Genomic DNA, 26964 nt, shown 5'->3' on the forward strand with positions numbered 1-26964 from the left:
AGCCCCGCCCTAGGCGACAGGGTTCTCCTGCGCCTCGTCGGGTTCGAGAGTGTGACTGGCGCGGTGCTGCCGCACGCGCACGACGGTGATGATCACGCCGATGATGATCGAGAACAGCGATCCGCCCAGCACGGCGAGTGTGCCTTCGGCCGCGACCTCGGGCACCGCTTCGAAGGCGAGCTCGTTCATCAGCAGGGAGACGGTGAAGCCGATGCCGCCGAGCGACGCGACCACGAGCACGTCGCCGATCGAGAGCGCGGCGGCGCGCTCCCGCTTCGGTGCGAGCTGTCGCGCGATCAGCGCTCCCGCCGTGATGCCGATCAGCTTTCCGACGGGGAGCGCCACGAGGATGCCCCAGAACACCGGGTTGAGCTCGTCGACGCCGACGTCCGGGATCAGCACGATCGAGGCGACGAGCGCGAACAACGGCAGCACGAGGGCGTTCGTCCAGGGCTCGAGACCCCGACGGGTCGGCTCCGCGCTGCCGGGTGTCATCACGAGGCCGAGGGCGACACCCGCGATGGTCGGGTGAATGCCCGAGTGATAGACGAGGACCCAGGTGACGAGTCCGATCACGATCATCGCCGTGATGACCAGCGGGGCCCGCTTGCTGCGAACGCGGAAGCTCAGCCATCCGAAGAGGAGCACCAGCGGGACGGCGCCGATGAGGGCGAGGGGCTGGAGGTCGGTCGTGAAGAAGAAAGCGATGATCAGGATCGCGATGAGATCGTCGATCACGGCGAGCGCCAGCAGCATGGCGCGCACCCGCGACGGCAGCCCGCGCCCGACGAGGGCGAGCACGCCGAGCGCGAAGGCGATGTCGGTGGCGGTGGGGATCGGCCAGCCGACGGCGTAGACCGGGTCGGTGACGATCAGCAGGAAGACGAGCGACGGAACCAGAACGCCGCCGACGGCGGCGACCATCGGGATGAGCGCCTTCCGGCGGGAGTCGAGCTCGCCGTGCGTGAGCTCGTGGCGCAGCTCGATTGCGGCGACGAAGAAGAACACCGCCAGCAGCCCGTCCTTCACCCAGTGGCTGATCGACAGATCGAGGCCGAGGAACGGAATCGCGAGGTGGTAGTCGCGCACCGCCACCGCGACGTCGCCGAACGCGGAGTTCGCGACCACCAGCCCCACGAAGGCGGCGATGACGAGCAGGAAGGCGGCAACGCGTTCAGAACGCAACAACGACACGAAAGACCCCAAAGACTAGGCAACGGCGGGAGGAATCCGCCCGCGTCCAGTCTAGAAGTTGTTCCTGCCGCGAACTCGAAGCGAATCGGGGGACGCCCGAAACGCGATGTTTACATCGGCCAGTCCCGCGTAACCTGCTCGAAACATTGAGACAGCGCCGGTGAAACCTCATGCCGACAAACTGGCGGCGTACCTGCGGAGTGCCCCCGACTCCCTGAGCGACTGATCCAAGGGTGCATCCATTGCAAATTGAGAGGTAACGACAAATATGGATAGCGGTAATACAGCCTGGCTGATTGCAGCCACAGCACTCGTGCTTTTCATGACGCCCGGTGTCGCGTTCTTCTACGGCGGACTCGTTAAGGCCAAGAGCGTTGTCAGCATGATGATGATGAGCTTCGGTGCCATGGGCCTCATCGCCGTTCTGTGGATTCTCTACGGAGCGAACATGTCCGCCATCGGTGAGGGCGACTCGCCCTTCCTCGCGGGCAACCCGTTCGCGGACTTCGGTCTGGGTGGCGCGGACAGCGACACGCTGCTCGGTGCGACCTTCGGCGCGACCTTCGCGATCATCACCGTGGCGCTCATCTCGGGTGCCATCGCGGACCGCGCGAAGTTCGGTTCGTGGATGATCTTCGCGGGCATCTGGGCCACCCTCGTCTACTTCCCGGTTGCGGCCTGGGTGTGGGGCGGCGGCTGGATCATGAACCTCGGTTCTGACCTGGGTCTCGACGTCGGCGTCATCGACTACGCCGGTGGTACCGCGGTGCACATCAACGCGGGTGCGGCGGCTCTGGCCCTCGCCCTCGTGCTGGGCAAGCGCGTCAACTTCCAGAAGGGCGCCCACAAGCCGCACAACGTGCCGCTGACGCTCCTCGGCGCGTCGATCCTGTGGTTCGGCTGGTTCGGCTTCAACGCCGGTGCTGAGGGCCTGGGTGCGCTCGGAACCGAGGACACCGTCGTCGGTCTGATCGTCATCAACACGCTGGGCGCCACGGCTGCGGCCATCCTCGGATGGGCCGTCGTCGAGAAGATCAAGGACGGCAAGGCGACCTCGGTCGGCGCTGCCTCGGGTGCGGTTGCTGGCCTCGTTGCCATCACCCCCTCGTGTGCCAACCTCGACCCGATCTGGGCCCTCGTGCTCGGTGTCGTCGCCGGTGCGGTCTGCGCCCTGGCCGTTGAGCTCAAGTGGAAGCTCGGCTTCGACGACTCGCTCGACGTGGTCGGCATCCACCTCGTGGGTGGCCTCATCGGAACGCTGTACCTGGGCTTCTTCGCCCAGGGCACCGGCCTCTTCGTCGGTGGTGACGCGAGCCAGCTCCTGGTTCAGTTCATCGCTGCTGTGGGCGTCCTGGTGTTCTCCTTCGTCGTCGCCTACATCGTGGGCTTCGCGATCGAGAAGACCATCGGCTTCCGCATCAAGAACGAGGACGAGATCGCTGGCGTCGACACCGTGGTTCACGGTGAAGAGGGCTACGCCATCGCCGAGTAAATTCCGGCTCCTTGCTGTGGGGCGTCATTCCTTCGGGGGTGGCGCCCCACACGCGTATCCTGCTCGCGAGTGCTCGCGGTGAGCCGGCGCATGGGTCAGACTGCGGGCGACGGATTCGGACTGGGACCGAGGAGTCGGACACGACATGAGTGGCATCACCTTGCTGGGCGCACTCGGCGCGCTGAGCGCGTCGGTCGCGATCGTAGTTCTGGCGGGGCGAGATCGCGGGGTGCGCGCCTTCCGCGGCGCGCTGCTGGCGGCTCTCGGCGCGGGGATCATCACGGTCTCGCTCGGTCTCGCCTTCGACCTGGCTGACCTGCACTACCTCCTCGGTGTGGTGCTGTTCGCTGTGCCGGTCGCGCTGCTCGTCGAGTTGGCGGCGATCGCCGCGGGGGCCGACCGGCTGTCGCGCTGGGTGCTGGTGGTCACCTGGGGGCTCGTCGTGTTCCCCGTCGCCGTGCTCGTGCCGTTGGGGGTCGTCGCGGCGTGCCCGGGCCCGGAGTGCGCGGTGGAGGACTTCGGCGGCGGGCTGCCGCTGTTCGTCTCCGCCGCGGCCTTCCTCGCACTCACCTGGATCTCCCCGGTGGTTCCGGGGGCGGTGCGCGCCGGAAGCCGCGCGAGGCTCGCGGTCGCGCTCGCCCTGATGGTCGTCGGGTTCCTGACCTGGCTGGTCCACCTCGAGGGCGCCTGGGATGCCTACGTCTGGCGCATTCTGGCTGCCGGGACGCTCGCTCCGCTCGCCTCGGTCGCGGGGTGGCTGATCGTCGATCGGCTGCGCGGCAGCGGGATGCCGGCGGTGCGGATCCTGTCGGGCGGTGTCGCCGCGGGCATGGTGGCGATTGCGCCGGGCGCCGTCAGCGTGCACTTCCCCTGGACGGTCATCGTGGGCCTGCTGGCCGGGGTGACGGCCGCGGTCGTGCACTCGTCACGGGCGCTGGCGGACGCGGGAGAGGTCGCGCGCTGGGCGCTCGCGCTGCTCGGCGCGGCCGCCATCGGATTCTTGGCGCCGCCGATCTCGGGCGATGCCGTGGGGATCGTCTTCTCGGCGCGGATCGCGGCGCTGTCGATGCCGATCATCCTGTTCCTGGGGGTCTCGGTGTTCGCGATCATCGCGTCGACCCCGGCGTGGCTGCTGCTGCGACGCCACGCGATGTCCCTCGTGGACAGCCGATGACGGAGGCCGAGCCGCTGTCGAGCTCGGCTCCGCCCCTCGCAGGTCCGGTGCTCGCCTCGCAGCGCTGGAGCGAGCTGTGCTTCGTCCACTGGCGGGTGCACCCCGACCTCGTCGCGCCGCTGCTTCCGCCCGGACTTCGACCGGATGTCTGCGAGGGCGCCTCCTGGGTCGGGCTGATTCCGTTCTTCCTGGATCGCGCCACGCTGTGGGGGAGCCCGCCCGTGCCCTACGTCGGCGAGTTCGCCGAGATCAACGTGCGGCTGTATGCGGTGGACGCCGAGGGGCGCCGCGGCGTCGTCTTCTGCTCCCTGGAGGCCTCCCGGCTGCTGGCGGTGCTCGCCGCGCGGGTGAGCTTCTCGCTGCCGTACTTCTGGGCGCGCACCCGGCTTCGGGTCGACGCGGCCGAGCGCGCGGCGGAGTCGCGGCGTCACGGCTCCGGGGTGATCCACCGCTCACGCATTCGTATCGGCGACGCGATCGAACCGGGGGAGCGCGAGCTGTTTCTCACGGCCCGCTGGGGCATGTTCGTGCGGCGTTTCGGACGCACCCTGTTCGTGCCCAACGAGCACGAGCCCTGGGTGCTGCACGACGCCGAGCTTCTGGAGCTCGATGACGAGCTGCTCGGCGCCGCCGGGTTCCCGGGGCTGGCTGCGACGCCGCCGGACTCGGTGCTGTGGTCGCCCGGCGTGACGACGCGATTCGGCAGCCCCCGCCGCGTCGCATGACGGGCGACTCGGTCTCGCCCTCCCGCCGCGCGCTCATGCGCGCCCGAGGTAGTCGAGCTCGAGGTCGGTCAGCCGTGCCAGCGGAGCCAGGTCGAGGGTGCTGGATCTGGCGAGCCGGACTGACCGCAAACTCGTGATGCCGGCCAACGGGGCGAGATCGGTGACAAGGGTGTTGAAGAGGCTGAGCGCATGCAACCGAGGGAGACCTGCCAGCGGGGTGAGGTCGGAGACGTTGGTGTAGTCCAGATTGAGGTCGACCAGTTCCGCCATGTCGGCGAGCGGGGTGAGGTCGGTCACGCTCGTGTAGGTCAGATCGAGCTTCTTCAACTTCGACAGCCCGGTCAGCGCAGTGAGATCGACGACGTTGGTCTTGTAGAGGGAGAGCGTGTGCAGTGCAGCCAGTCCCGAGAGCGGGCTGAGGTCGGCGACGCGGGTCTCGCTGAGGTACAGAACATTCAGGCCCGTCAATCCTGCGAGCGGGGCAAGATCAGAGACGCTGGTGTCACTCGCATCGAGGGTGACGAGACCGGTCATCTCGGAGAGCGGCGCGAGGTCACGAATGTGAGAGCCCGCCAGGTCAAGGCGTGTGACGGTGCGGGCGTCCGCGACGCTGACCGGGAGGTCACCGTTTCGCCCCAGCGCTCGGTTGATCGCGGCGCGCAGCTCTGCGTCGTCGGCGTGGGCACCGCGTTCGCTGACCATGGTCACCCATGAAAGCAGATGTTCGCCGGCGCCGAGCCCGACGGCCCGTGCGACGCGAGAATGCCGCACCAGACGCGAGAACCCCCGGGATCCCGGGGGTTCTGCGGTGTTTCGTGAGTGGGCGATACCGGACTCGAACCGATGACCTCTTCCGTGTGAAGGAAGCGCGCTACCAACTGCGCCAATCGCCCAGAGCCACGAGTTTAGCGCACGGCGGAGCCCCGTTTGACCCGCCCCACAGGCGAGGCACGCGGATGTTGACGCCGGTTTGGAACCTCGACCCAGAATCGACTACAGTCATGTGAGCACGAGGAATCGTGCATGCGGATGTGGCGCAGTGGTAGCGCATCACCTTGCCAAGGTGAGGGTCGCGAGTTCGAATCTCGTCATCCGCTCGAGTGAAGTCTCACGGTTCGCCGGGTCCCCGAGGTCTGGGGAGCCGCACACCTGGTGGCGTGGCCGAGAGGCGAGGCAGCGGCCTGCAAAGCCGTCCACACGGGTTCGAATCCCGTCGCCACCTCACTCAACCGCCAAAATCCTTCGGGATGACAGCGGGCGATTGGCGCAGCGGTAGCGCGCTTCCCTGACACGGAAGAGGTCACTGGTTCGATCCCAGTATCGCCCACCAAGAAAACCCCTGGTTCGCCGGGGGTTTCTTCATGTCCGGCCGTCGCCCCGTCGTCTCGCTGCGACGTGAGTCGACCGGAACCGGTGCGTCGCCGGTTGGCGAGGGGGAGCGCTCCCAGCCACCCGCGCTTGGGGTACTTGCCGAATCGGCGCGGGGGGCGGAACATGGTGTCTATGGCACGGGGAGCGGTGCCGGGGGATGTGACGCTTGACTACGTGCGGGCGCTATGCGACACCGGCCTTTTGACAGACCAGCAGTTGGCGCAGGCAGAGCTTGCCGCCGCGCGCACGGGAAGCGATCTGGACGAGGTCCTGGTGAGTCTCGGGTTCGTGACGGAAGCGGTGCTGCGCAGCGCCTTCGCACGGGAGTGGAACCTGCCGGTGCTCGACGTTCGCACCTCGGTGCGCGACGAGGACTTCATCCGGCAGTGGTCCGGGCAGCGGATGCTGGCCGAGCACTGGATGCCCTTGCGTCGCAATCCGGATGGCAGCGTCGTCGTGGCGACGTCGCGCCCGGTCGATGATGCGCGGCGCGCCGCCATCTCGGCCACGGTCGGCGGCCACGTCGAGTTCGGTGCCGCGACCCAATGGGACCTTCGGCAGTTCGCGCTCGACGTGTTCCGGCACGCGATCGCCGACGAGGCCGCCAACGATCTCTTCCGCAAGAACCCGGTGATGTCAGCACGGGTCGTGTTCTCCCGCGGTCAGAAGATCGGACTGGTGCTCCTGACGCTGGTCGCGCTGGTCGCGCTGGTGCTCTGGCCCGTCGCTCTCGTCATCACCGCCATCACGATCGTCAGCCTGGTGTTCCTGGCGGGAACCGTCTTCAAGTTCCGGGTCGCGATGCGCGGCGCCCGCTACGACGTCGTCGAGCGCGTCACCCGCAGTCAGGTGGAGGCGCTGGCGGACGACAAGCTGCCGCGGTACACGGTGCTGGTGCCGGTGTTCCGCGAGGCGAACATCGTCGGGCAGCTCGTCGAGAACCTGGGCGCGATCGACTATCCCGCCGAGAAGCTGGAGGTTCTCATCCTCATCGAGGAGGAGGACACGCTGACGCGCGACGCGCTCCAGTCGGCGTCGCCGCCGCCGAACTTCCGAGTGATCACCGTGCCGCGCGGCACCCCGCAGACGAAGCCGCGCGCCTGCAACGTGGGCCTCTACTTCGCCACCGGCGAGTATCTCGTGATCTACGACGCGGAGGACACTCCCGACCCCGACCAGCTCAAGAAGGCGATTGTCGGCTTTCGTCGCGGAGGCGAGAAGCTCGTCTGCATTCAGGCCTCGCTGAACTACTTCAACGCCAACGAGAACGTGCTCACGCGCATGTTCACCCTCGAGTACAGCTACTGGTTCGACTACATGCTCGCTGGCCTCGACGCGCTCGATCTGCCCATCCCGCTGGGGGGAACCTCGAACCACTTCCGCACGTCGGCCCTGCGCGAACTGGGCGGCTGGGATCCCTACAACGTGACCGAGGATGCCGATCTGGGCATTCGCGCAAGCGCGCTCGGCTACCGGGTCGGTGTCGTCAACTCGACGACGATGGAAGAGGCCAACACCTCGATCCCGAACTTCATCCGGCAGCGCAGCCGTTGGATCAAGGGCTATCTGCAGACCACGCTCGTTCACGCGCGCCGTCCGGGCGAGCTGATCCGCGAGATCGGATTCCGCCGCTTTCTCGCCTTCGCGCTGCTCATCGGCGGGACGCCCGCGACCTTCCTCGGAGTGATCCCGCTCTACGTCGTCACGTTCTTCACGATCGTGTTGCCCGCACCGGAGCTCGGCCAGTTCTTCCCGGTCTGGCTGCTGTGGCTTGCGCTCGTCAACTTCGTCATCGGCAACTCGGTGATGGTCTACCTGTCGATGATGGGGCCCTTCAAGCGGGGCACGTTCGATCTTCTGCTCTGGGCGCTTGTGAACCCGCTCTACTGGGTGCTGCACTCGATTGCGGCCTACAAGGGGCTGTGGCAGCTTCTCACCCGCCCGCACTACTGGGAGAAGACCGAGCACGGTCTCACCGCGCAGACATCGACCCCGTCGTCGGACGCGCGCGAACTGGCGGAGGTGTCCGCATGAGCGTCATCGAGGCGCCGGCGTCCCATCCCGCGGAGCACCGAGGCGCCCGCCGGCGACTCGACGCGTTCCCGGGCGATCGGCTCGTGCGGTGGGGAACTCGCCTCGCCCTCGCGATCCCGACGCTCTGGGTGGGATGGCGGGCGCAGACCGGAACGTCGGACCAGCTGAACACACCCAATCAGCAGCTGCTGGACAGCGTCGCGGCGATCGACTGGACGCGCGCCGACATCGCCTGGGTGGGCGACATCTTCCCGCCGGTGTCGACGCTGCTCGCAGCCCTGATTCCCGGAGGACGCACCGGCCTGGCGATCGCCGGGGCGCTCATGGCGGGGATCTTCCTGCAGAAGGTCCTCGAGATCATGGTGCAGCGCCGCGTGCCGGTCTCGACGACCGTCATCCTGCTGATCGCCCTCTCGATCAACCCGCTGTTCGCCTACACCGCCACCCAGAACTTCGCGGCGTTCCTGGGGCTGGCGTTCTTCGGCCTGGGAATCGCCGACGTGCTCCGGTTCGTGGTCTGGGGCAACACTCAGGCGGGGTTCCGCGCCGGCATGCTGCTCATGCTGGCCACGCTGTCGGATCTGAGCGGGCTGCTCTACGTGATGACCGCCGCGCTGGCGGCGCCGTTCCTGCGGCTCGGGCGGGGCAAGATGCTCGGGATCCGACGCGCGAACGTGACCGTGGTGGTCTTCCCGACCCTTGCCGCACTCAGCTCGCTGCTCTTCCTCAACTGGGTGTTCACGGGCAGCACCTTGGGAACGGTCGGCGCTCGCCTCCTCGAGGGCACCGTGGAGCGCTGGGAGTACCTGCCCGAGCTTTACTCGACGCTCAACGGATGGCTCATCGTCGCTCCGGTGCTGAGCGCGTGGCTCGTGGCTCTGATCGTGCGGCGACCCGGCTCGATCATCGTCGCATCGCTCGTGTTCGTGGCCATCAACCTCGCGTACGTGGCGGGTCTGCTCCCCAGTGGATCGGCCGGTAACACGTTCATCGTGATGACGCTGCTGGCGATCTCGCTGATCCCCACCGCGAAGTCGATCCTGACCGTCATCCTGATCGACCTGGTCGCGCTCCTGCAGATCGTCATCGCATGGATGGCGGCCTTCAACCGCGAGTCCGTCGTGGTGTGGATGGATTCGCTCGGGCATCCCCTCCTGGGGCTGGTCGGGGGCTGAACTCCGCTCAGCATGGAGGCGCGCCGGGGCAGAACTTGCTGTTCACCCCCCGCGTGCAAAATGATGAGCGCATGGCATATGGTGCGCTCCCCGACGCGGACGCGGACGCCCTGGAGCGACTGCTGTTGGACACCGGGCTCGTCACGGAGCATCAGGTGCAGATCGCACGCGCCGCAGAGACGCGGACGGGCGCACCGTTCGACGAAGTTCTCGTCAGCCTCGGCATCGTGTCCGAGAAGGTCCTGCGGAGTTTTCTCGCCCGCGAATGGGGTCTCCCGGTGCTGGATCTCGCCACCACGGATCGCGACGAGGAGTTCATCCGACAATGGTCGGGGCAGAAGCTTCTCGCACAGCACTGGATGCCGGTGCGCCGCAACCCCGACGGCGGGGTGGTGGTTGCGACCTCGCGGCCCCTGACTCCGACGCGACGAGCGCTCATCGTGGCAGATCTGGGGGCGCCCGCCGAATTCGGCGCCGTCAGCCAGTGGGATCTTCGGCAGTTCGCGCTCGACGTGTTTCGTCACGAGATTGCCGACGAGGCCGCGAACGGCCTGTATCAGCGCAATCCGTTGCTGTCGGCCAAGAAGGTGTTCTCGCGCGGTCAGGCATTCGGCTTCGTGCTGGCGGCCCTTGCGCTGACCGCGCTGGGCGTCCTGTGGCCGGTGCAGCTGGTCGGCGGGCTGATCACCGCGATGAGTGCGATCTTCGTCGTCGGCACCGTCTACCGGTACATCGTGGCGGTGCGCGGCGCACGCTTCGACATGGTGCAGCGCGTCTCTGACGACGCGGTGGCCGAACTCCGCGACCGCGAGCTTCCTCGGTACACCGTGCTCGTGCCAGTGCTCCACGAGGAGAACATTGTCGAGCGCCTCGTTGCGAGCCTGGCCCGACTCGACTACCCGACGGAGAAGCTCGAGGTCCTGCTGCTGGTCGAAGAGGACGACTCCCTGACTCGGACGGCGATCCGCTCGGCCTCCCCGCCGGCGAACTTCCGCGTGATCCTGATCCCGCCCGGCGAGCCGCGAACCAAGCCGCGTGCACTCAACGTGGGGCTGTTCTTCGCGACAGGGGAGTACCTGGCGATCTTCGATGCGGAGGACACCCCGGACCCGGACCAGCTGAAGAAGGCGTTGATCGCGTTCCGCCGCGGGGACGAGAACCTCGTCTGCGTCCAGTCCTCGCTCTCGACGTTCAACCCGACCGAGACGGCACTCACGCGGATGTCGACCCTCGAGACCAGCTACTGGTTCGACTACATGCTCGCGGGGCTCGACGCGCTCGACCTTCCGATCCCGCTCGGCGGCACCTCGAACCACTTCCGCACGTCGGCGCTCATCGAGATGGGCGGATGGGATCCGCACAACGTCACCGAGGATGCCGATCTGGGGATCCGCGCCAGCGCGCTGGGATACCGCGTCAGCCTGATCAACTCGACGACCTTCGAAGAGGCCAACACCTCGGTTGCGAACTTCGTGCGCCAGCGGAGCCGGTGGGTCAAGGGCTACATGCAGACCGCGCTCGTGCATCTGCGTCGTCCGCGACAGCTCATCGCGAAGATCGGGTGGCGCCGATTCGCGTCGTTCGTGCTGCTGGTCGCGGGCACGCCTCTGACGCTGCTTGCCGTGATCCCGCTGTGGGCAGCGATGGCGGCGATGTTCTTCGCGCCGACCGAACAGCTCGGGACCCTGTTCCCGGTCGGCCTGCTGTGGCTCTCGTTCATCAACTTCCTGGTCGGCAACGCCGCCATCGCCTACATCTCGATGATGGGGCCCTACAAGCGCAGTCAGTTCAATCTCATCTTCTGGTCGGTGCTGAACCCGTTCTTCTGGCTTCTGCAGTCGTTGGGCGCCTACCGAGCGCTCGTCCAGCTGCTGACGAAGCCGCACTACTGGGAGAAGACGCGGCACGGACTCAGCCACGCGACTCCGGCTGATGCGACGCCTGCCGGCGCGGAGGCCGACCGATGAGCGCCACCACGCAGGCGACGCGGCGCACGCGCACGAGACGTGCCCCGCACGGGCGGCTCGACCCGTTCCCCCGCGACGCCTTGATGCGCTGGGCCCTGCGACTCGTCTTCGCCCTGCCAGGACTGTTCGTCACCTGGCGGGCGACCGCGGGCGACGGCGCCGATCTGGCCACACCCAACCAGCAGCTCCTCGACCATGTGGCGACGTTGGACTGGACCAGCGCCGACGTCGCGTGGGTGGGGGACATCTTCCCTCCGCTGTCCACGCTGCTGGCGGCAGCCATCCCAGGCGGACGCGTCGGCATGGCACTGGTGGGGTCGCTGCTCGCGGGGGTCATGCTGCAGAAGGTGCTGGAGCTGATGCTCCAGCGGCGCTTCCCCCGGTCGACCGCGACGATCTTCCTGATCGCCTTGGCGGCGAATCCGCTCTTCACCTACACCGTGACCGAGAACCTTGCGGCATTCCTCGGCCTGGCCTTCTTCGCACTGGGCATCGCCGAGGTCGTGCGCTTCGTCGCCTGGCAGAGCACTCAGTCGGGCTTCCGTGCGGGGCTGTTCCTGATGCTCGCCACGCTGTCGGATCTCAGCGGACTCCTGTACGTCCTCGTCGCCGCCGTGGTGGCCTCATTCCTCCGCCTCGGGCGCCGGGGTCAGCCGGGAGCTCGAGCGGCCAACCTGCTCGTCATCCTCTACCCGACGCTGGTGGGTGTGGCCTCGCTCGTGCTGTTGAACACGATCTTCGTCGGCAACCCGCTCGGCGAGCTCGCCACGCGCGTTACGACGGGCTCGATGGAGCGACTGGCATCGCTGCCGCTCGTCTACAGCGACCTCAACGGATGGCTCCTGTTCGCCCCCGTCGCGAGCGCGTGGCTCGTCGCTCTGGTCGTGCGGCGTCCGATGGCGATCCTGATCTCGACGTTCGTCTTCGCGTCGATCAACATCGCCTACGTCTTCGGGCTGCTGCCGGATGGGTCCGCCGGCAACACCTTCATTCTGCTCACCCTGATGGCCATCGCGTTCATGCCGATGGCGCGCGGGCCGGTGAGCAGGCGTCTCGTCGACGTGATCGCGCTCGGGCAGATCGCGATCGCGTGGGCGGCGGCGTTCAACCGCGACATCGTCATCCACTGGTGGACGTCGCTCGGAACGCCGATCCTGGACATGCTGTCCTGAGCCCGCGTGCACGGGGCGGTCGTGGCCTGCGCCGCACGCGAGCGGAACTAAGATCGACGGGTGAGCACTCAGTCCGGTTTTGACCTGTTTCCCGACCGATCCGTGGTGGCGCTGCGCGTCAACGGAGAACTGCGGGACAAGGCCACGACGCTCACGCCGGACGATGTCGTGGAGCCGGTCGAGATCAGCTCTCCTGACGGGCTGAACATTCTGCGGCACTCGGCGGCGCACGTCCTCGCCCAGGCGGTGCAGCGCATCAACCCCGAGGCGAAGCTCGGCATCGGCCCGCCCGTCACGGACGGCTTCTACTACGACTTCGATGTCGCCGAGCCGTTCACCCCGGACGACATGAAGGCGATTCAGAAGGAGATGTCCTCGATCATCCGCGAGGGCCAGCGCTTCGTTCGCCGTGTCGTCACCGAGGAGGAGGCGCGCGCGGAGCTTGCCGACGAGCCGTACAAGCTCGAGCTCATCGGGCTGAAGGGCTCGGCCGCGTCCGGCAACGATGGCGAGTCGGTCGAGGTCGGGGGAGCGGAGCTCACCATCTACGACAACGTCGCCAAAGACGGCTCGGTCGCCTGGAAGGACCTGTGTCGCGGGCCCCACGTGCCGAACGTCGGCGCGATCGGCACCGGCTTCTCGCTCATGCGGATCGCCGCCGCCTACTGGCGCGGCTCGGAGAAGAATCCGCAGCTGCAGCGCATCTACGGCACCGCGTGGCCGAGCAAGGACGAGCTGCGCGCCTACCTCGAGCGACTGGAGGAGGCCGCGAAGCGCGACCACCGCAAGCTCGGCAAGGAGCTCGACCTGTTCTCCTTCCCCGAGGAGATCGGCTCCGGACTGAGCGTCTGGCACCCCAAGGGCGGCATCATCCGCCAGGCCATCGAGCAGCACGCCTTGCGCCGCCACCGCGAGGCTGGCTACACCTACGTGTACACGCCGCACATCTCGAAGGCGGATCTCTTCCTGCAGTCGAACCACCTCGTCACCTACGCCGACGGCATGTTCCCGCCGATCCACATGGACGAGGAGCGCGACGCCGAGGGAAATGTCACCAAGCAGGGCTCTGACTACTACCTGAAGCCGATGAACTGCCCGATGCACATCCTGATCTACAAGGAGCGGGCGCGCAGCTATCGGGACCTGCCGATGCGCCTGGCCGAGAACGGCACCGTGTACCGCAACGAGCTCTCGGGCGCGCTGCACGGCCTCACCCGCGTCCGCGGCTTCACCCAGGATGACTCGCACCTGTTCGTGACCCCCGACCAGCTCGAGAGCGAAGTCAGCAAGGTGCTCGACTTCGTGATCTCGATGCTGCGCGACTTCGGATTGACCGAGTTCGAGCTCGAGCTGTCGATGCGCGATGACGAGAAGTCGAAGTGGATCGGCTCCGACGAGTTCTGGGAGTCCTCGACGCAGGCGCTTCGCAGCGTCGCGCAGCGCAGTGGCCTCAAGCTCACCGAGGTTCCCGGCGAGGCCGCGTTCTACGGCCCGAAGATCGACCTGAAGACCCGCGACGCGATCGGCCGCACCTGGCAGCTCTCGACCGTTCAGGTCGACCCGAACCTTCCCGAGCGATTCGGTCTGGAGTTCACCGATCGCGACGGGCAGAAGAAGCGCCCGATCATGATCCACCGCGCGCTGTTCGGCTCGATCGAACGGTTCTTCGCGATCCTGCTCGAGCACTATGCCGGTGTCTTCCCGGCGTGGCTCGCACCCGTGCAGGTCGTCGGCATTCCGGTCGCGGAGGAGTTCGCTGACTACCTCGGCGACATCATTGACCGGCTGCGCGCCGAGGGCGTTCGCGCCGAGCTCGACGCGAGCGATGACCGCATGCAGAAGAAGATCCGCAACGCGACGACCGCGAAGATTCCGTTCCAGCTGATCGCCGGTGCGCAGGACCGCGACGCCGGCACGGTGAGCTTCCGCTTCCGCGACGGCACGCAGGACAACGGGATTCCGGTTGACGAGGCGGTGCGTCGCGTTCGGGACGCGATCGACTCGCACGCGCAGGTCTGATGAGCGACGAGACCGCACCGACCGACTACGACGGGACCCGCTACCCGGACGCGGAGCCCGCCGCAGCCTTCGTGGGGGTTCCCGATGGGTTCCAACGGCTCTGGACGCCGCACCGCATCGCCTACATCCAGGCGGGACAGTCGAACCCCGCGGAGGACGAGTGCGTCTTCTGCACCGCGCCGACGCTGAGCGACACCGAGGCGCTCATCGTGCACCGCGGTCAGCTCGCCTACGTCATCCTCAACCTGTTCCCGTACAACTCCGGGCATCTGCTGGTGCTGCCGTATCGGCATGTTGCGACGTATGACGCCGCCACCGCGGAGGAGGTCGCCGAGATCGCTAGCCTGACGCAGACGGCGATGCGAGTGCTTCGTGAGACCTCCCGGACCGACGGGTTCAACATCGGCATGAATCAGGGGGCGATCGCGGGGGCGGGCATCGCCGCGCACCTGCACCAGCACGTCGTTCCGCGGTGGGCCGCCGATGCCAACTTCTTTCCGATCATCGCCCAGACGAAGTCGATTCCTCGGCTTCTCGGCGAGGTCCGCGACGAACTGGCTGCGGCCTGGCCCGCCTGAGAATCAAGCCACGCACTTCCCTGCGGCACGGCGCCGCGCCCCTGTCACGAAAGTAGAATCGACCCCATGAGCGACACCACGAGCACCGAGTTCGGCACCAACCGCGTCAAGCGCGGTCTGGCGGAGATGCTGAAGGGCGGCGTCATCATGGATGTCGTCACCGCGGAGCAGGCGAAGATCGCCGAGGACGCCGGGGCGGTGGCCGTCATGGCGCTCGAACGCGTCCCGGCCGATATTCGCGCCCAGGGTGGCGTCGCGCGCATGAGCGACCCGGATCTGATCGACGAGATCATCTCGACCGTGTCGATCCCGGTGATGGCGAAGGCCCGCATCGGCCACTTCGTCGAGGCGCAGGTGCTGCAGTCGCTCGGTGTCGACTACGTCGATGAGTCCGAGGTGCTCTCGCCCGCCGACTACGTCAACCACATCGACAAGTGGCCCTTCACCGTGCCGTTCGTCTGCGGCGCGACCAACCTCGGCGAGGCGCTGCGGCGCATCACCGAGGGTGCCGCGATGATCCGCTCGAAGGGCGAGGCCGGCACCGGCGACGTCTCCGAAGCCACCAAGCACATCCGCACCATCACCGGCGAGATCAACGCGCTGAAGGCGAAGTCGAAGGACGAGCTCTACGTCGCCGCGAAGGAGCTGCAGGCGCCCTACGACCTGGTGGTCGAGATCGCCGAGACCGGCAAGCTGCCGGTGGTGTTGTTCACCGCGGGCGGCGTCGCGACCCCGGCGGATGCGGCCCTCATGATGCAGCTCGGCGCCGACGGCGTCTTCGTCGGCTCGGGCATCTTCAAGTCGGGCAACCCGGCGAAGCGCGCGGCCGCGATCGTCAAGGCGACCACGTTCTATGACGACCCCGCGGTCATCGCCGAGACCTCGCGGGGCCTCGGCGAGGCGATGGTCGGCATCAACGTCGCCGACCTCGCCGCACCGCACCGCCTCTCCGAGCGCGGGTGGTGACAGCCGCGACGTCGGGCGCAGGCCAGGGACTCACGGTCGGGGTGCTCGCGCTCCAGGGCGACTTCCGCGAACACCTCGCCTCGTTGCGCTCGCTCGGCGCCGACGCGCGCCCGGTGCGTCGCCCGGAAGAGCTCGCCGAGGTTCAGGGTCTGGTGATTCCCGGTGGCGAGTCGAGCGTGTTGGACAAGCTGAGCCGCGCATTCGGCCTTGCCGATCCGCTGCGCGCGCGGATCGCCGCCGGAATGCCGGTGTACGGCACCTGCGCGGGGCTGATCATGCTGGCCGACCAGATCATCGACGGCATCGAGGGTCAGCAGACCCTCGGCGGGCTTGACATCACGGTGCGGCGCAACGCGTTCGGCAACCAGAACGACTCCTTCGAGACGGACCTGTCGATTCCGGTCTTGGGCGAGGAGCCGGTGCACGCGGTGTTCATCCGCGCGCCAGCGATCGAGAGCACCGGCCCGGATGTGACCGTGCTCGCGGCGCTTCCGGACGGGCGCGGGGTGGCCGTCGAGCACGGCAATCTGCTCGGCACGGCCTTCCACCCCGAGGTGACCGGTGAGCGTCGGTTCCACGAGCGCTTCCTGCAGCTCGTGCGCGCCGCGGCGTAGCCGGTCGCCAAGCGCCGCGCGAGCGGCCATGCTGGGAAGCATGAACTGGTACTCGGACTTCCCGGCCCGCCGAACCTGGCAGACCATCGGCGATCTCATCGCGATCGCCACCATGGTGCTCGCGATTCTGGTCGGCGTCTCGGTGCACGCCTTCATCGCGACGTTCGCCGATGTCGGAGCACAACTGGAGGAGGCCGGGTCCGGGTTCGCCGACACCATGACCGAGGTGGGGGAGAACCTCGGCGGGGTTCCGCTCATCGGTGCGGGCATCAGCGCTCCCTTCAACACCGCGAGCGACGCCGGCGCTGTCCTCGCGGACGCGGGTCAGGCACAGCAGGACTTCGTCACGCAGGGAGCGCTTCTCGCCGGTGTGCTCGTCGCGGCGGGACCGATTCTTGCGGTGCTCGTGCTGTGGCTGCTGCCGCGGCTGTCCGGGGCGCGCCGTGCTCGGGAGGCGCGCGCTCTCGCGGACAGCCCGGACGGGCACGAGCTTCTTGCGCTGCGCGCGCTCACGACGCGGCCTGTCCGCGAGCTCGTGACGGTGCACGGCGAGCCGCTGACAGCCTGGCGCGACCGCGATGAGGTCGCGGTGCGCGGTCTCGCGCAGCTCGAGCTCCGACGAGTCGGAGTCCGGCTGCGCTGACGCGCTACAGCGTCTCGGTGTGCAGGAAGATCGCGGCCGGCGTGGCGGTGGCGATCGCCCGATACGCGGCCGAGGCGCGCAGGCTCTTCTCGAACTCGGTGCTCGCGGCCGGGCTGAAGCACCACGCATGGCCGCGGCCCAGCGCACGGCGGGTGGGCGTCCACCGATAGGCGAGCGTCACCGAGAGCTGCACGATCGGCGCATCGTCATCGTCGCGGACCAGCTGCCTCGTGAGATCCACGGTGAAGCGCTCGGCGTCGGCATCCGGACCCCACTGCCAGAGCAGACCGTCACCCTCGTCGGTGATCCGGGCGTGCTGGGCGCGGTATTCGCGGTAGAAGGCGAGCACGAGCGTGGTGGCCTCGGGAATGCGCAGCCCCGGGAGCGAGGTGCCCCGGCCGTCGAGAAAGCGGCGGAACGCGTTCTCGGCGTAGGCGATGCGAAACCAGCGTGACGGCACCCCGCGAGCATAGTCGGCGGGCGGTCGCCGAGGCCTCGCTAGAATGGGCGAGATTTCCAGCAGCGAAGGAGCACCGTGAGCGGGCATTCCAAATGGGCCACGACCAAGCACAAGAAGGCGGTCATCGACCAGCGCCGGGCGAAGTCGTTCGCGAAGCTCATCAAGAACATCGAGGTCGCGGCGAAGATGGGCGGCGCCGACCTGTCGGGAAACCCGACCCTCGTCGACGCCGTGCAGAAGGCGAAGAAGACCTCGGTGCCCAACGACAACATCGATCGCGCGATCAAGCGCGGCGCGGGGCTGTCGGGTGAGTCGGTCGATTACCAGACGATCATGTACGAGGGCTACGGCCCCAACGGCGTCGCTCTCCTCGTGGAGTGCCTCACCGACAACAAGAACCGGGCGGCGGCCGAGGTGCGCACCCTCATGACGCGCAACGGCGGCACGATGGCCGACCCCGGCAGCGTGGCCTACAACTTCAGCCGCAAGGGCGTCATCTCGATCACGAAGACCGACGGGGTGACCGAGGACGACATCCTGCTCGCGGTCCTCGACGCCGGGGCGGAAGAGGTCATCGACCAGGGCGGCGGCTTCGAGGTGCACACCGACCCCTCGCAGCTCGTCGCGGCGCGCACGGCGCTCGTAGATGCCGGCATCGACTACGACTCGGCCGAGGCCGAGTTCGTGCCGAGCCTGCAGGTCGAGGTCGACGCCGACACGGCGCGCAAGGTGTTCAAGCTGATCGACGCCCTCGAAGACAGCGACGACGTGCAGAACGTGTTCAGCAACTTCGACATCCCCGCCGACGTCCAGGCCGAGCTCGACGCCGACGAGTAGTCGCCCCGACGCGCGGCTCGGCGCGCCCTCGTACATATGTTCGACTGCATCGGGTAGCGTCGAGCCATGCGCGTTCTGGGAGTCGATCCGGGGTTGACCCGATGCGGGGTCGGCGTCGTCGATGTCGCGGCTGACCGGCGCGCCCGCCTCGTGCACGTCGGAGTCATCAGAACCGCGCCCGACATGGCGCTTGAGGAGCGGCTGCTGGCGATCTCGACCGGTCTGCGGAGCCTCGTCGCCGAGCACCGTCCTGAGGCTCTCGCCGTGGAGCGCGTGTTCGCGCAGCACAACCTCCGTTCGGTGATGGGCACGGCACAGGCCAGCGGCATCGCGCTGCTGGTGGCGGCCGAGCACGAGCTCCCGATCGGGCTTCACACGCCGAGCGAGGTGAAGGCGGCGATCACCGGCTACGGCGCTGCCGACAAGGCGCAGGTCGGCGCCATGGTCGCTCGCGTGCTGGGGCTCGCCGCCGTGCCCACCCCAGCGGATGCCGCCGACGCGCTGGCGATCGCGATCTGCCACGCCTGGCGCGGGGGAGCCGTCGACGCGCCGACTGCCGTGCTGACTCCCGCACAGCGCGCGTGGCGCGACGCCGAGCGCAGCCGACCTCGTAAGGTGGCGCCATGATCTCGTCGGTTCGCGGCCTCGTGCTGTCGGCCTCCGGCTCGCTCGTCGTGATTGAGGTGGGCGGCATCGGCCTTACCGTGCAGACGACGCCCGCTGCCGTCCTGTCGGTGCGGGTCGGTCACGAGGCTCGGCTCCACACCGCGCTGCTGGTGCGCGACGACGAGCTCGCTCTCGTCGGCTTTCCCACCGCGGAGGAGCTGGAGGTGTTCGAGCTGCTGCGCAGCGTCTCCGGGGTCGGACCGAAGTCCGCCATCGGCGTGCTCGCCGCGCTCAGCCCCGCGGAGGTCGCCGTCGCGGTCGCGAACGACGACGACGGCGCGTTCCGCAAGGTCTCGGGCATCGGCCCGAAGACCGCCAAGCTCATCGTGGTGTCACTCGCCGGCAAGGTGCACGCTCCCGCCCACGCGGCGCCCGCGATTCGGGCCCACAGGATCGACGAGAGCGTGGTCACAGCGCTGATCGGTCTCGGCTGGTCGGAGCGGATCGCGGCGCAGGTCGTCAGCGAGGTCGTGGACTCCGCACCGGAGGATGCCGACGTGCCGGCCGTGCTTCGACTGGCCCTGGCCCAGCTCGGACCGGGGTCTCGCTCGTGAGCGAGTTCGACGCGGTGACCCGGGCGACACCCGAGTCGGACGCCGAACTCGCCTTCGAGGGGGCGCTGCGGCCGCGCTCGCTTGCCGAATTCGTCGGGCAGGCGAAGGTTCGCGGCCAGCTCCAGCTGCTGCTCGATGCGGCGGCCCTGCAGAACCGCACGCCCGATCACATTCTTCTGGCGGGCCCGCCGGGCCTCGGGAAGACGACGCTCGCGATGATCGTCGCCCACGAATCCGGCCGCCCGCTGCGCATGTCGAGCGGACCGGCGATTCAGCATGCCGGCGATCTCGCCGCGATTCTGTCGAGTCTGGTGCCCGGCGAGGTGCTCTTCATTGACGAGATCCACCGAATGGCGCGCTCCGCGGAGGAGATGCTCTATCTCGCGATGGAGGACTTCCGGATCGACATCATGGTCGGCAAGGGCGCCGGTGCGACGAGCATCCCGCTGGATCTCGCGCCGTTCACGCTCGTCGGCGCGACGACCCGATCGGGGCTGCTGCCGAACCCGCTGCGCGACCGCTTCGGCTTCACCGCGCACCTCGAGTTCTACGAGGACGGCGAGCTCGAGCGGGTGCTGGATCGCGCGGCCCGGCTGCTCGAGCTCGAGATCCCCGCCGATGCGCGCCACGAGATCGCCTCGCGCAGCCGCGGCACGCCGCGCATCGCCAATCGGCTGCTGCGTCGGGTGCGCGACTACGCGCTCGTCCACGGGGCCGATCGCGGCCGGGCGGCGCTTGAGCACGTGAGCGCCGCGCTGGAGCTGTACGACGTTGACGAGATCGGGCTGGACCGACTCGACCGCGCGGTGCTCGACACGATCGTCCGACGCTTCGACGGCGGCCCCGTGGGGCTGGGTACGCTGGCCGTCTCCGTCGGCGAAGAGGCCGAGACCATCGAGTCGGTGGTCGAGCCGTTCCTGGTGCGAATCGGGCTGCTCTCGCGCACGCCGCGCGGCCGCGTCGCGACCCGGCAGGCGTGGTCGCATCTCGGGGTGGCCCGGCCGGAGGCCGGAGTGCTCTTCGACGATGACGTATGATTTCCAGGAGCCGTCGAGCCAATTTCTGATGCTCCGAACCGGTTCCCCCTCAACTTGGAAGGTCTTCTTCACCCCATGGATCCACTGACAATCGGCCTGTTCGCGCTCATCGCGGTCATGATCTTCTTCATGTTCCGCAACTCGCGGAAGCGCCGCCAGGAGGCGGAGGAGCTCGCGCTCAAGATGGTTCCCGGTGCCGAGATCATGACGCAGCACGGCATCTACGGAACGCTCGTCTCCCTCGACGAGGAGAAGAACGAAGCGATCATCGAGACGACGCCCGGCACCCAGCTGCGCGTGCACCGTCAGACTCTCGCGCGCGTCGTTGAGCCCGAGGTCGTCGAGGACGCCGATGCCGAGGTCGAGTCCTCGGAGCCGAGCTACTCGCTCAACGAGGACACCGCGATCCCGGCGGAGCCGGAGTTCGGTGAGCGCACCGACGAAGCGAAGCCGAAGCGCGCCCCGCGCAAGAAGGCCGCGGAGTAGCCGCTAACCTGAGGTGCTCTCCCGGTTCGATCGGGATGAGCCCCCCGGCTGGTGCCGGGTGCCCGATGCACGCCTGAAAGAAAGCAGAGCCGCCCCGTGGTGACGACGACGAGATCGACCCCGGTCCGCAAGGCCTGGAGATCGCTCATCTGGCTGGTCGTGATTTTCGCGGTCCTGTTCGGAATCCAGGGCGCGGGTGCGCTGTTCTCCAACTGGGGCTGGGCGCCGAAGCTGGCCCTCGACCTGGAGGGCGGCACCGCCCTCACCCTCACTCCGCTGCTGGCGGAAGGGCAGGAGGTCTCGCAGGAGCAGCTCGACCAGGCGGTGGCGATCATCCGCCAGCGCGTCGATGCGGCAGGTGTGGCCGAGGCCGAGATCTCGACGCTGGGTGTCGGCACCGAGCAGAAGATCGTCGTCAGCCTCCCGGGTGAGCCCGACGCGGAGACGCTCGCGCGCATCCAGTCGTCGGCCAAGCTCGAGTTCCGCGCGGTGCTCGCCGCGGACCTGGCCTCCAACGTCGTCGTTCCCGACCCCGCCGAGACCGCCTCGCCCGAGGACGGCGAGACCACGGACACGGAGACGGAGCCGACCCCGGATCCGACGCCGACCGATGCGAGCGACCTCGCCTGGATCACGGATGAGCTGCAGGCCGAGTTCGACACCTTCGACTGCACCACGATCGACGCCGCCGAGACGAACATCGCGCCGGCCGATGAGCCCCTCATCACCTGCGATGACATCGGCTCGGTGAAGTACATCCTCGGCCCGGTCGAGGTGAGCGGCGAGACGATCTCGGATGCGACGCACGGCCTCGTCACGACGTCCACGGGTGCCTCGACGGGCCAGTGGGCCGTCAACATCGTCTTCAATGACGAGGGCACCGAGCAGTTCGCCGCGGTGACCACCCGACTGATCAGCCTTTCCGGCGTTCAGAACCAGTTCGCGATCGTGCTCGACGGGCGTGTCATCTCGGCGCCGACGACGAACGCGGCGATCACCGACGGGCGCCCGCAGATCACGGGAAGCTTCACCGAGGAGAGCTCGAAGTACCTCGCTGACCAGCTCAAGTTCGGTGCGCTGCCGATCGGATTCCAGCTCGAGAGCCAGGAGACGATCGACGCGACGCTCGGCGCCAACCAGCTCGAGAGCGGCATTCTGGCCGGTCTCATCGGCCTCGCGCTCGTCGTCGTCTACTCGTTCTTCCAGTACCGCGCGCTCGCCTCGGTCACCATCGCCTCGCTCGTGGTCGCGGGGGCCCTGACCTACTCGGTCATCACGATCATGTCCTGGCACTATGGCTACCGCCTGTCACTGGCCGGTGTCGCGGGCCTGATCGTCGCGATCGGCTTCACGGTCGATTCGTTCATCGTCTACTTCGAGCGCATCCGTGACGAGCTGCGCGACGGGCGCGGACTCGTCGGGGCGGTCGAGTCCGGCTGGAAGCGCGCGCTTCGCACGATCTACGCGGCCAAGGGTGTCAACCTGCTCTCCGCGATCGTGCTGTTCATCCTCGCCGTCGGCAGCGTGCGCGGATTCGCCCTGACCCTCGGCGTGACGGTCATCATCGACGTCCTCGTCGTCGTGATCTTCACGCACCCGATGATGCAGCTGCTCGCCACGACGCGCTTCTTCTCGAGCGGGCATCCGCTCTCGGGGCTCGACCCGCAGGCGCTCGGCGCGGTCTACCGCGGCCGGGCGGAGTTCCGCTTCACGGCGGAGTCGCGCAAGTCGGGCGCGAACCGGGAAGCGCAGCGTCGCCAGACCATCGCCGAACGCAAAGCCGCCGAACTCGCCGGGACTCCGCGCGACGGCGGGAAGGAGTCCTGATGGCGGCCAGCATGCTGACCCGGTTCGGCAATGACCTCTACACCGGTGAGCGCTCGGTCGACTTCGTCGGCAAGCGCAAGATCTGGCTCTCGATCGCGGTCGCGCTGATGGCGATCGCCGTCCTCGTCCCGTTCGTGCGCGGGGCCGGCGACTACGCGGCCGGCTTCAACTTCGGCATCGAGTTCCGCGGCGGATCGCAGTTCCAGGTGCTCGGCGTCGCCGACACCGATCCGACGATCGCCGAGGACGCGATCCAGGAGATCGTTCCGGACACGGTGGTGCGCGTCACCACCGTCGGCGGCGACGGGCTTCGGATCCAGACCGAGCAGGTGACCAACGCGGAGACGCAGGAGATCGCGGCAGCCCTCGAGGTCGCCTACGACACGGACTCGATCACGAGTTCCTTCGTCGGTGCGACCTGGGGAGCGGACATCACCCGGCAGGCGCTCGTCGGACTCGGCACCTTCGTGCTCCTGGCGGCGCTGATCATGGCGGTCTACTTCCGCACCTGGAAGATGTCGGCTGCCGCCATGCTGGCGCTGCTGCACGACCTCGTCATCACGATCGGCGTCTACGCCGCCTCCGGCTTCGAGATCACCCCCGCCGCGGTCATCGGCTTCCTGACGATCCTCGGCTACTCGCTCTACGACACCGTCGTGGTCTTCGACAAGATCCGCGAGAACACCAGCGAACTCGGCTCGGACGGACCCCGCACCTTCGGCGAGACCGTCAACCTCGCGGTCAACCAGACCCTGGTCCGCTCGATCAACACGAGTGTCGTCGCCGCACTGCCGGTCGCCGCCATTCTGTTCCTCGGCTCCTTCGTGCTGGGCGCCGACACGCTTCGTGACATCTCGCTCGCGCTCCTGGTGGGCATCCTGGTCGGCACGTACTCCACGCCGTTCATCGCGGCGCCGCTGTACGCGCTGTTCCGCCGCAGCGAGCCCGAGATCGTGACGCGCGACAAGCGCGTGGTCGCGGCGCGCGAGAAGACCGTCACGGCGTAGTCGCGACGCGCAGGTTCGGCATCCTCGTGACTCGTAGAATCAACCTGTGAGGGCGGAGATGAGCACGCGATGAGCGAGACGCAGGCACAGAGCTCCGCCTCGCTGAGGACGATTCTGCCTCGCCTGTTCTCGCGCGCGCAGCCGGCCGGCTCGGTGGAGCGGCTGCTGCGCACAGTCCGCTCGCACCACCCGAAGGCCGATCTGGCTCTCGTGGAGCGGGCCTACAAGGTCGCGAACAAGGCGCACGCCGGCCAGACCCGCAAGAGCGGTGAGCCGTACATCACGCATCCGGTCGCCGTCGCGCAGATCCTGGCTGACCTCGGAATCGGGGCCAAGACGCTCGCCGCCGCGCTGCTGCACGACACCGTCGAAGACACCGACTACGGACTCGAGGAGCTGCGCGCCGACTTCGGCGACGAGGTCGCCATGCTCGTCGACGGCGTCACGAAGCTCGACAAGCTGAAGTACGGCGACAGCGCCCAGGCCGAGACCGTGCGCAAGATGGTCGTCGCGATGAGCAAGGACATCCGGGTGCTCATCATCAAGCTGGCCGACCGCTTGCACAACGCGCGCACCTGGGGCTTTGTTCCGGCCGAATCGGCGCGACGCAAGGCGCAGGAGACGCTGGAGATCTACGCGCCGCTCGCGCACCGACTCGGAATCCAGACGATCAAGTGGGAGCTCGAGGATCTCAGCTTCGCCATCCTGCACCCCAAGCTCTACGTCGAGATCGAGAGCATGGTGCGCGAGCGCACGCCGCAGCGCGAGGAGTTCGTCCAGCAGGTGATTGACGCCGTCTCGGAGGATCTGCGCGAGAGCCGCATCAAGGGCCAGGTCGTCGGTCGCCCCAAGCAGTACTACTCGATCTACCAGAAGATGGTCGTGCGCGGTCGCGAGTTCAGCGACATCTACGACCTCGTCGGGATTCGCGTTCTGGTCAACAACATCCGCGACTGCTATGCGGTCCTCGGCTCGATCCACGCGCGCTGGAACCCGATCCCGGGCCGGTTCAAGGACTACATCGCCACCCCGAAGTTCAACCTGTACCAGTCGCTGCACACCACTGTGATCGGCCCGCAGGGTCGCGCTGTCGAGATCCAGATCCGCACGCATGAGATGCACCAGCGCGCCGAGTTCGGTGTCGCCGCGCACTGGAAGTACAAGGAGCGGATGGCCAACGGTCGCGCCGACACCAGCTCGGGCCCCGACACCGAGATGGCGTGGCTGGCCCACATCAGCGACTGGCAGTCCGAGACGGCAGATCCGGGCGAGTTCCTCGACAACCTGCGCTTCGAGATCGGGGCGAAAGAGGTCTACGTTTTCACGCCGCAGGGCAAGGTCATCGGCCTGCCGTCGGGCGCGACGCCCGTCGACTTCGCCTACGCCGTGCACACCGAGGTCGGGCACCGCACGATGGGCTCGAAGGTCAACGGGCGACTCGTTCCCCTGGAGAGCGTGCTCAACTCGGGCGATGTCGTCGAGGTCTTCACGTCGAAGAACCCGGATGCCGGGCCGAGCCAGGACTGGCTGAACTTCGTCAAGAGCCCGCGGGCGCGCAACAAGATCCGCGGCTGGTTCACCAAGGAGCGTCGCGAAGAGGCGATCGAGCAGGGCAAGGATTCGATCGCGCGCGCGATGCGCAAGCAGAACCTGCCGCTGCAGCGTCTCATGTCGGCCGATGTGGTCTCGGAGATCGCCTCGCAGATGCGCTACGAGTCGGTCGAGGCGCTGTACGCCGCGGTCGGCGAGGGGCACGTCTCGACGCAGCACGTCATCGAGAAGGTGCTCGCCTCGATGCAGGCGGCGCCCGAGAATGACGAGAACGAGGTCCCGTTCGCCCCGAAGGGCCGCGCTCGACAGCTGCGCCCCAGCGACTCGGGCGTCCTGGTGCGCGGTGCCGACGACATCCTCGTCAAGCTCGCGAAGTGCTGCACGCCGGTTCCCGGCGATGAGATCGTCGGCTTCGTCACCCGCGGCGCCGGGGTGTCGGTGCACCGCAGCGACTGCACCAACGTGAGCGCGCTGCTCGCCGAACCCGATCGGATGATCGATGTGGAGTGGGCACCCACCTCCTCGAGCGTGTTCCTCGTTCAGATCCAGATCGAGGCGCTCGACCGCTCCGGGCTGCTCTCCGACGTGACGCGGGTGCTCTCGGAGCACCACGTGAACATCCTGTCCGCCTCGGTGAACACCTCGACCGATCGACTCGCAATCAGTCGTTTCGTCTTCGAGATGGGCGACACGGTGCACCTGGACCGGTTGCTGAGCGCCGTGCGGCGGATCGAGGCCGTGTACGACGCGTATCGCGTCACCGGCGGCTGAGCTCGGGCTCGCGCGCGAGATCGCGGAGTCGGCGCCGCGCCCGCTCGGCATGGGTCAGGTGACGTCGGGAGTCCAGTACGGCGCGTGCGGTGCGGGCATCGATACGGGCCAGCGCGAGGAGCCCTGCGACGATCTCGGGGGAGTACTCGCCGTCGTCGCGGAAGCGTGCCAGATCGATCGCGGTGCGCACCGGGCTGGTGACGCGACGACCCGCGATCATGACGATCTCGCCGTCGGCAATGGCGACCTCGCGCACCGCGTCGAGGGCACCCGGCGCGAGGCGGGCGCGTTCGGCGAGGCTCGCACAGAACTCGAACCGGCGGGGGAGACCGGCGCGCACGCCCCACACCCAGGCCGCCGTGTCCAGCTCGGCGATCAACCGCGAGGAGTGCCGGCCGAAAGCGGCGCGGATCCGATTGGCGGCGTCGCCGAGAGCATCGGCGACCAGATACGCGTTCGCGAACGGGAAGAGCGTCCCGTCGAGCCGCAGCGCGCTCAATTCGGCGGCAGGAAGCTCAGAGGTGAGCACGTCGGGCAGGCGTTCGCCCGGGACCTCGGACCGCGAGACGTCGATGACAGCCATGCGGCGAGCCTGCCGTCTCGAGCACCCGTGCCGAGCCCCGCCGAGCGCATCCGTGGAGAGC

24 protein-coding genes and 4 tRNA genes are annotated in these 26964 nt (G+C 68.0%); 23 read left to right on the forward strand and 5 right to left on the reverse strand.

Annotated features, from left to right (window positions below; translation table 11 throughout):
- Positions 1–9: 9 nt before the first annotated feature.
- On the reverse strand, positions 10–1194 hold the full coding sequence (locus ACR3ZA_RS01400) for a Na+/H+ antiporter NhaA (RefSeq protein ID WP_473659416.1): 1185 nt from the start codon (positions 1192–1194) through the stop codon (positions 10–12).
- Positions 1195–1462: 268 nt separating this feature from the next.
- Here ACR3ZA_RS01400 and ACR3ZA_RS01405 point away from each other — a divergent pair, with 268 nt between their 5' ends.
- The 3 genes from ACR3ZA_RS01405 to ACR3ZA_RS01415 all read left to right on the forward strand — a co-directional run bounded on the left by ACR3ZA_RS01405 (position 1463) and on the right by ACR3ZA_RS01415 (position 4585).
- Complete coding sequence (locus tag ACR3ZA_RS01405; protein ID WP_473659418.1) at positions 1463–2686, forward strand: ammonium transporter; 1224 nt, start codon at positions 1463–1465, stop codon at positions 2684–2686.
- 145 nt (positions 2687–2831) lie between these two features.
- Complete coding sequence (locus ACR3ZA_RS01410) at positions 2832–3860, forward strand: hypothetical protein (RefSeq protein WP_473659420.1); 1029 nt, start codon at positions 2832–2834, stop codon at positions 3858–3860.
- Positions 3857–4585, forward strand: a complete 729-nt coding sequence (locus ACR3ZA_RS01415) for a DUF2071 domain-containing protein (protein ID WP_473659422.1) — start codon at positions 3857–3859, stop codon at positions 4583–4585. Before ACR3ZA_RS01410 ends, ACR3ZA_RS01415 begins: the two co-directional genes overlap by 4 nt.
- A 33-nt stretch (positions 4586–4618) precedes the next feature.
- Here ACR3ZA_RS01415 and ACR3ZA_RS01420 read toward each other — a convergent pair whose 3' ends face one another.
- Entirely contained in the window at positions 4619–5287 is a 669-nt protein-coding gene (locus ACR3ZA_RS01420) for a leucine-rich repeat domain-containing protein (RefSeq protein ID WP_473659424.1), read from the reverse strand.
- Between the two features lie 118 nt (positions 5288–5405).
- A tRNA-Val gene (locus ACR3ZA_RS01425) sits at positions 5406–5478 on the reverse strand.
- Between the two features lie 132 nt (positions 5479–5610).
- On the opposite strand from ACR3ZA_RS01425, the gene ACR3ZA_RS01430 reads away from it, so the two are divergent.
- The 12 genes from ACR3ZA_RS01430 (at position 5611) to ACR3ZA_RS01485 (ending at position 17124) form a co-directional block, all read left to right on the forward strand.
- Positions 5611–5682 (forward strand) — tRNA-Gly (locus ACR3ZA_RS01430).
- 54 nt (positions 5683–5736) lie between these two features.
- Positions 5737–5807, forward strand: a tRNA-Cys gene (locus ACR3ZA_RS01435).
- Positions 5808–5840: 33 nt separating this feature from the next.
- Positions 5841–5915: transfer RNA gene (locus tag ACR3ZA_RS01440), tRNA-Val, on the forward strand.
- Between the two features lie 242 nt (positions 5916–6157).
- Entirely contained in the window at positions 6158–7990 is a 1833-nt protein-coding gene (locus ACR3ZA_RS01445) for a glycosyltransferase (protein WP_473659426.1), read from the forward strand.
- Positions 7987–9165 carry a hypothetical protein gene (locus ACR3ZA_RS01450; RefSeq protein ID WP_473659428.1) on the forward strand — a complete coding sequence of 393 codons (1179 nt, stop codon included), beginning with the start codon at positions 7987–7989 and terminating at the stop codon, positions 9163–9165. The genes ACR3ZA_RS01445 and ACR3ZA_RS01450 overlap by 4 nt, the downstream gene beginning before the upstream one ends.
- Before the next feature lie 71 nt (positions 9166–9236).
- Positions 9237–11132: a glycosyltransferase gene (locus ACR3ZA_RS01455; protein ID WP_473659430.1), complete on the forward strand. Its 1896-nt coding sequence runs from the start codon at positions 9237–9239 to the stop codon at positions 11130–11132.
- Positions 11129–12304: a hypothetical protein gene (locus ACR3ZA_RS01460; RefSeq protein WP_473659432.1), complete on the forward strand. Its 1176-nt coding sequence runs from the start codon at positions 11129–11131 to the stop codon at positions 12302–12304. The genes ACR3ZA_RS01455 and ACR3ZA_RS01460 overlap by 4 nt, the downstream gene beginning before the upstream one ends.
- 60 nt (positions 12305–12364) lie before the next feature.
- Positions 12365–14323, forward strand: a complete 1959-nt coding sequence (gene thrS / locus ACR3ZA_RS01465) for a threonine--tRNA ligase (protein ID WP_473659434.1) — start codon at positions 12365–12367, stop codon at positions 14321–14323.
- Positions 14323–14901, forward strand: coding sequence for an HIT domain-containing protein (locus ACR3ZA_RS01470; protein ID WP_473659436.1), 579 nt, complete (start codon positions 14323–14325; stop codon positions 14899–14901). Before thrS ends, ACR3ZA_RS01470 begins: the two co-directional genes overlap by 1 nt.
- Before the next feature lie 66 nt (positions 14902–14967).
- Entirely contained in the window at positions 14968–15867 is a 900-nt protein-coding gene (gene pdxS / locus ACR3ZA_RS01475) for a pyridoxal 5'-phosphate synthase lyase subunit PdxS (protein WP_473659438.1), read from the forward strand.
- Positions 15864–16481 carry a pyridoxal 5'-phosphate synthase glutaminase subunit PdxT gene (pdxT, locus tag ACR3ZA_RS01480; RefSeq protein ID WP_473659441.1) on the forward strand — a complete coding sequence of 206 codons (618 nt, stop codon included), beginning with the start codon at positions 15864–15866 and terminating at the stop codon, positions 16479–16481. Before pdxS ends, pdxT begins: the two co-directional genes overlap by 4 nt.
- A gap of 40 nt (positions 16482–16521) precedes the next feature.
- Entirely contained in the window at positions 16522–17124 is a 603-nt protein-coding gene (locus ACR3ZA_RS01485; RefSeq protein ID WP_473659443.1) for a hypothetical protein, read from the forward strand.
- A 4-nt stretch (positions 17125–17128) separates the two neighbouring features.
- Here the strand turns inward: ACR3ZA_RS01485 and ACR3ZA_RS01490 are convergent, their stop codons facing one another.
- A complete protein-coding gene (locus ACR3ZA_RS01490; protein ID WP_473659444.1) occupies positions 17129–17584 on the reverse strand; it encodes a hypothetical protein in 456 nt (151 codons plus the stop codon).
- Between the two features lie 75 nt (positions 17585–17659).
- Between ACR3ZA_RS01490 and ACR3ZA_RS01495 the strand changes: the two genes are divergently transcribed.
- From ACR3ZA_RS01495 to ACR3ZA_RS01530, 8 genes are all read left to right on the forward strand, one after another.
- Entirely contained in the window at positions 17660–18421 is a 762-nt protein-coding gene (locus ACR3ZA_RS01495; protein ID WP_473557405.1) for a YebC/PmpR family DNA-binding transcriptional regulator, read from the forward strand.
- A 66-nt stretch (positions 18422–18487) separates the two neighbouring features.
- The gene (gene ruvC / locus ACR3ZA_RS01500; RefSeq protein ID WP_473659446.1) at positions 18488–19048 is read left to right on the forward strand and encodes a crossover junction endodeoxyribonuclease RuvC; all 561 of its coding nucleotides are present in this window, start codon (positions 18488–18490) and stop codon (positions 19046–19048) included.
- Complete coding sequence (gene ruvA, locus ACR3ZA_RS01505) at positions 19045–19641, forward strand: Holliday junction branch migration protein RuvA (RefSeq protein ID WP_473659448.1); 597 nt, start codon at positions 19045–19047, stop codon at positions 19639–19641. The genes ruvC and ruvA overlap by 4 nt, the downstream gene beginning before the upstream one ends.
- Positions 19638–20678 carry a Holliday junction branch migration DNA helicase RuvB gene (gene ruvB / locus ACR3ZA_RS01510; RefSeq protein WP_473659450.1) on the forward strand — a complete coding sequence of 347 codons (1041 nt, stop codon included), beginning with the start codon at positions 19638–19640 and terminating at the stop codon, positions 20676–20678. Before ruvA ends, ruvB begins: the two co-directional genes overlap by 4 nt.
- Before the next feature lie 75 nt (positions 20679–20753).
- Complete coding sequence (locus tag ACR3ZA_RS01515; protein WP_473659452.1) at positions 20754–21164, forward strand: preprotein translocase subunit YajC; 411 nt, start codon at positions 20754–20756, stop codon at positions 21162–21164.
- Between the two features lie 99 nt (positions 21165–21263).
- Complete coding sequence (gene secD / locus ACR3ZA_RS01520; RefSeq protein WP_473659454.1) at positions 21264–22991, forward strand: protein translocase subunit SecD; 1728 nt, start codon at positions 21264–21266, stop codon at positions 22989–22991.
- Positions 22991–23998 (forward strand): protein translocase subunit SecF, encoded by a 1008-nt coding sequence (gene secF, locus ACR3ZA_RS01525; protein WP_473659456.1) that lies wholly within the window; start codon positions 22991–22993, stop codon positions 23996–23998. The genes secD and secF overlap by 1 nt, the downstream gene beginning before the upstream one ends.
- Positions 23999–24067: 69 nt before the next feature.
- Positions 24068–26320: a RelA/SpoT family protein gene (locus ACR3ZA_RS01530; protein WP_473659458.1), complete on the forward strand. Its 2253-nt coding sequence runs from the start codon at positions 24068–24070 to the stop codon at positions 26318–26320.
- On the opposite strand, the gene ACR3ZA_RS01535 is transcribed toward ACR3ZA_RS01530, so the two are convergent.
- Positions 26307–26903, reverse strand: a complete 597-nt coding sequence (locus tag ACR3ZA_RS01535) for a type IV toxin-antitoxin system AbiEi family antitoxin (protein ID WP_473659459.1) — start codon at positions 26901–26903, stop codon at positions 26307–26309. The genes ACR3ZA_RS01530 and ACR3ZA_RS01535 overlap by 14 nt on opposite strands.
- Positions 26904–26964 lie beyond the last annotated feature (61 nt).

The sequence above is a fragment of the Herbiconiux sp. J20-20 genome (assembly GCF_057365085.1).

Excerpts from the sequence above, each read along its gene's own strand:
- ruvC (WP_473659446.1), top strand. The coding sequence starts at position 18,488 with ATGCGCGTTCTGGGAGTCGATCCGGGGTTGACCCGATGCGGGGTCGGC.
- ACR3ZA_RS01530 (WP_473659458.1), top strand. The coding sequence starts at position 24,068 with ATGAGCGAGACGCAGGCACAGAGCTCCGCCTCGCTGAGGACGATTCTG.
- ACR3ZA_RS01485 (WP_473659443.1), top strand. The coding sequence starts at position 16,522 with ATGAACTGGTACTCGGACTTCCCGGCCCGCCGAACCTGGCAGACCATC.
- pdxS (WP_473659438.1), top strand. The coding sequence starts at position 14,968 with ATGAGCGACACCACGAGCACCGAGTTCGGCACCAACCGCGTCAAGCGC.
- ACR3ZA_RS01450 (WP_473659428.1), top strand. The coding sequence starts at position 7,987 with ATGAGCGTCATCGAGGCGCCGGCGTCCCATCCCGCGGAGCACCGAGGC.
- ACR3ZA_RS01405 (WP_473659418.1), top strand. The coding sequence starts at position 1,463 with ATGGATAGCGGTAATACAGCCTGGCTGATTGCAGCCACAGCACTCGTG.
- ruvA (WP_473659448.1), top strand. The coding sequence starts at position 19,045 with ATGATCTCGTCGGTTCGCGGCCTCGTGCTGTCGGCCTCCGGCTCGCTC.
- ACR3ZA_RS01455 (WP_473659430.1), top strand. The coding sequence starts at position 9,237 with ATGGCATATGGTGCGCTCCCCGACGCGGACGCGGACGCCCTGGAGCGA.
- ACR3ZA_RS01535 (WP_473659459.1), bottom strand. The coding sequence starts at position 26,903 with ATGGCTGTCATCGACGTCTCGCGGTCCGAGGTCCCGGGCGAACGCCTG.
- secF (WP_473659456.1), top strand. The coding sequence starts at position 22,991 with ATGGCGGCCAGCATGCTGACCCGGTTCGGCAATGACCTCTACACCGGT.
- ACR3ZA_RS01460 (WP_473659432.1), top strand. The coding sequence starts at position 11,129 with ATGAGCGCCACCACGCAGGCGACGCGGCGCACGCGCACGAGACGTGCC.
- ACR3ZA_RS01515 (WP_473659452.1), top strand. The coding sequence starts at position 20,754 with ATGGATCCACTGACAATCGGCCTGTTCGCGCTCATCGCGGTCATGATC.
- ACR3ZA_RS01415 (WP_473659422.1), top strand. The coding sequence starts at position 3,857 with ATGACGGAGGCCGAGCCGCTGTCGAGCTCGGCTCCGCCCCTCGCAGGT.
- ACR3ZA_RS01410 (WP_473659420.1), top strand. The coding sequence starts at position 2,832 with ATGAGTGGCATCACCTTGCTGGGCGCACTCGGCGCGCTGAGCGCGTCG.
- ACR3ZA_RS01470 (WP_473659436.1), top strand. The coding sequence starts at position 14,323 with ATGAGCGACGAGACCGCACCGACCGACTACGACGGGACCCGCTACCCG.
- ACR3ZA_RS01420 (WP_473659424.1), bottom strand. The coding sequence starts at position 5,287 with ATGGTCAGCGAACGCGGTGCCCACGCCGACGACGCAGAGCTGCGCGCC.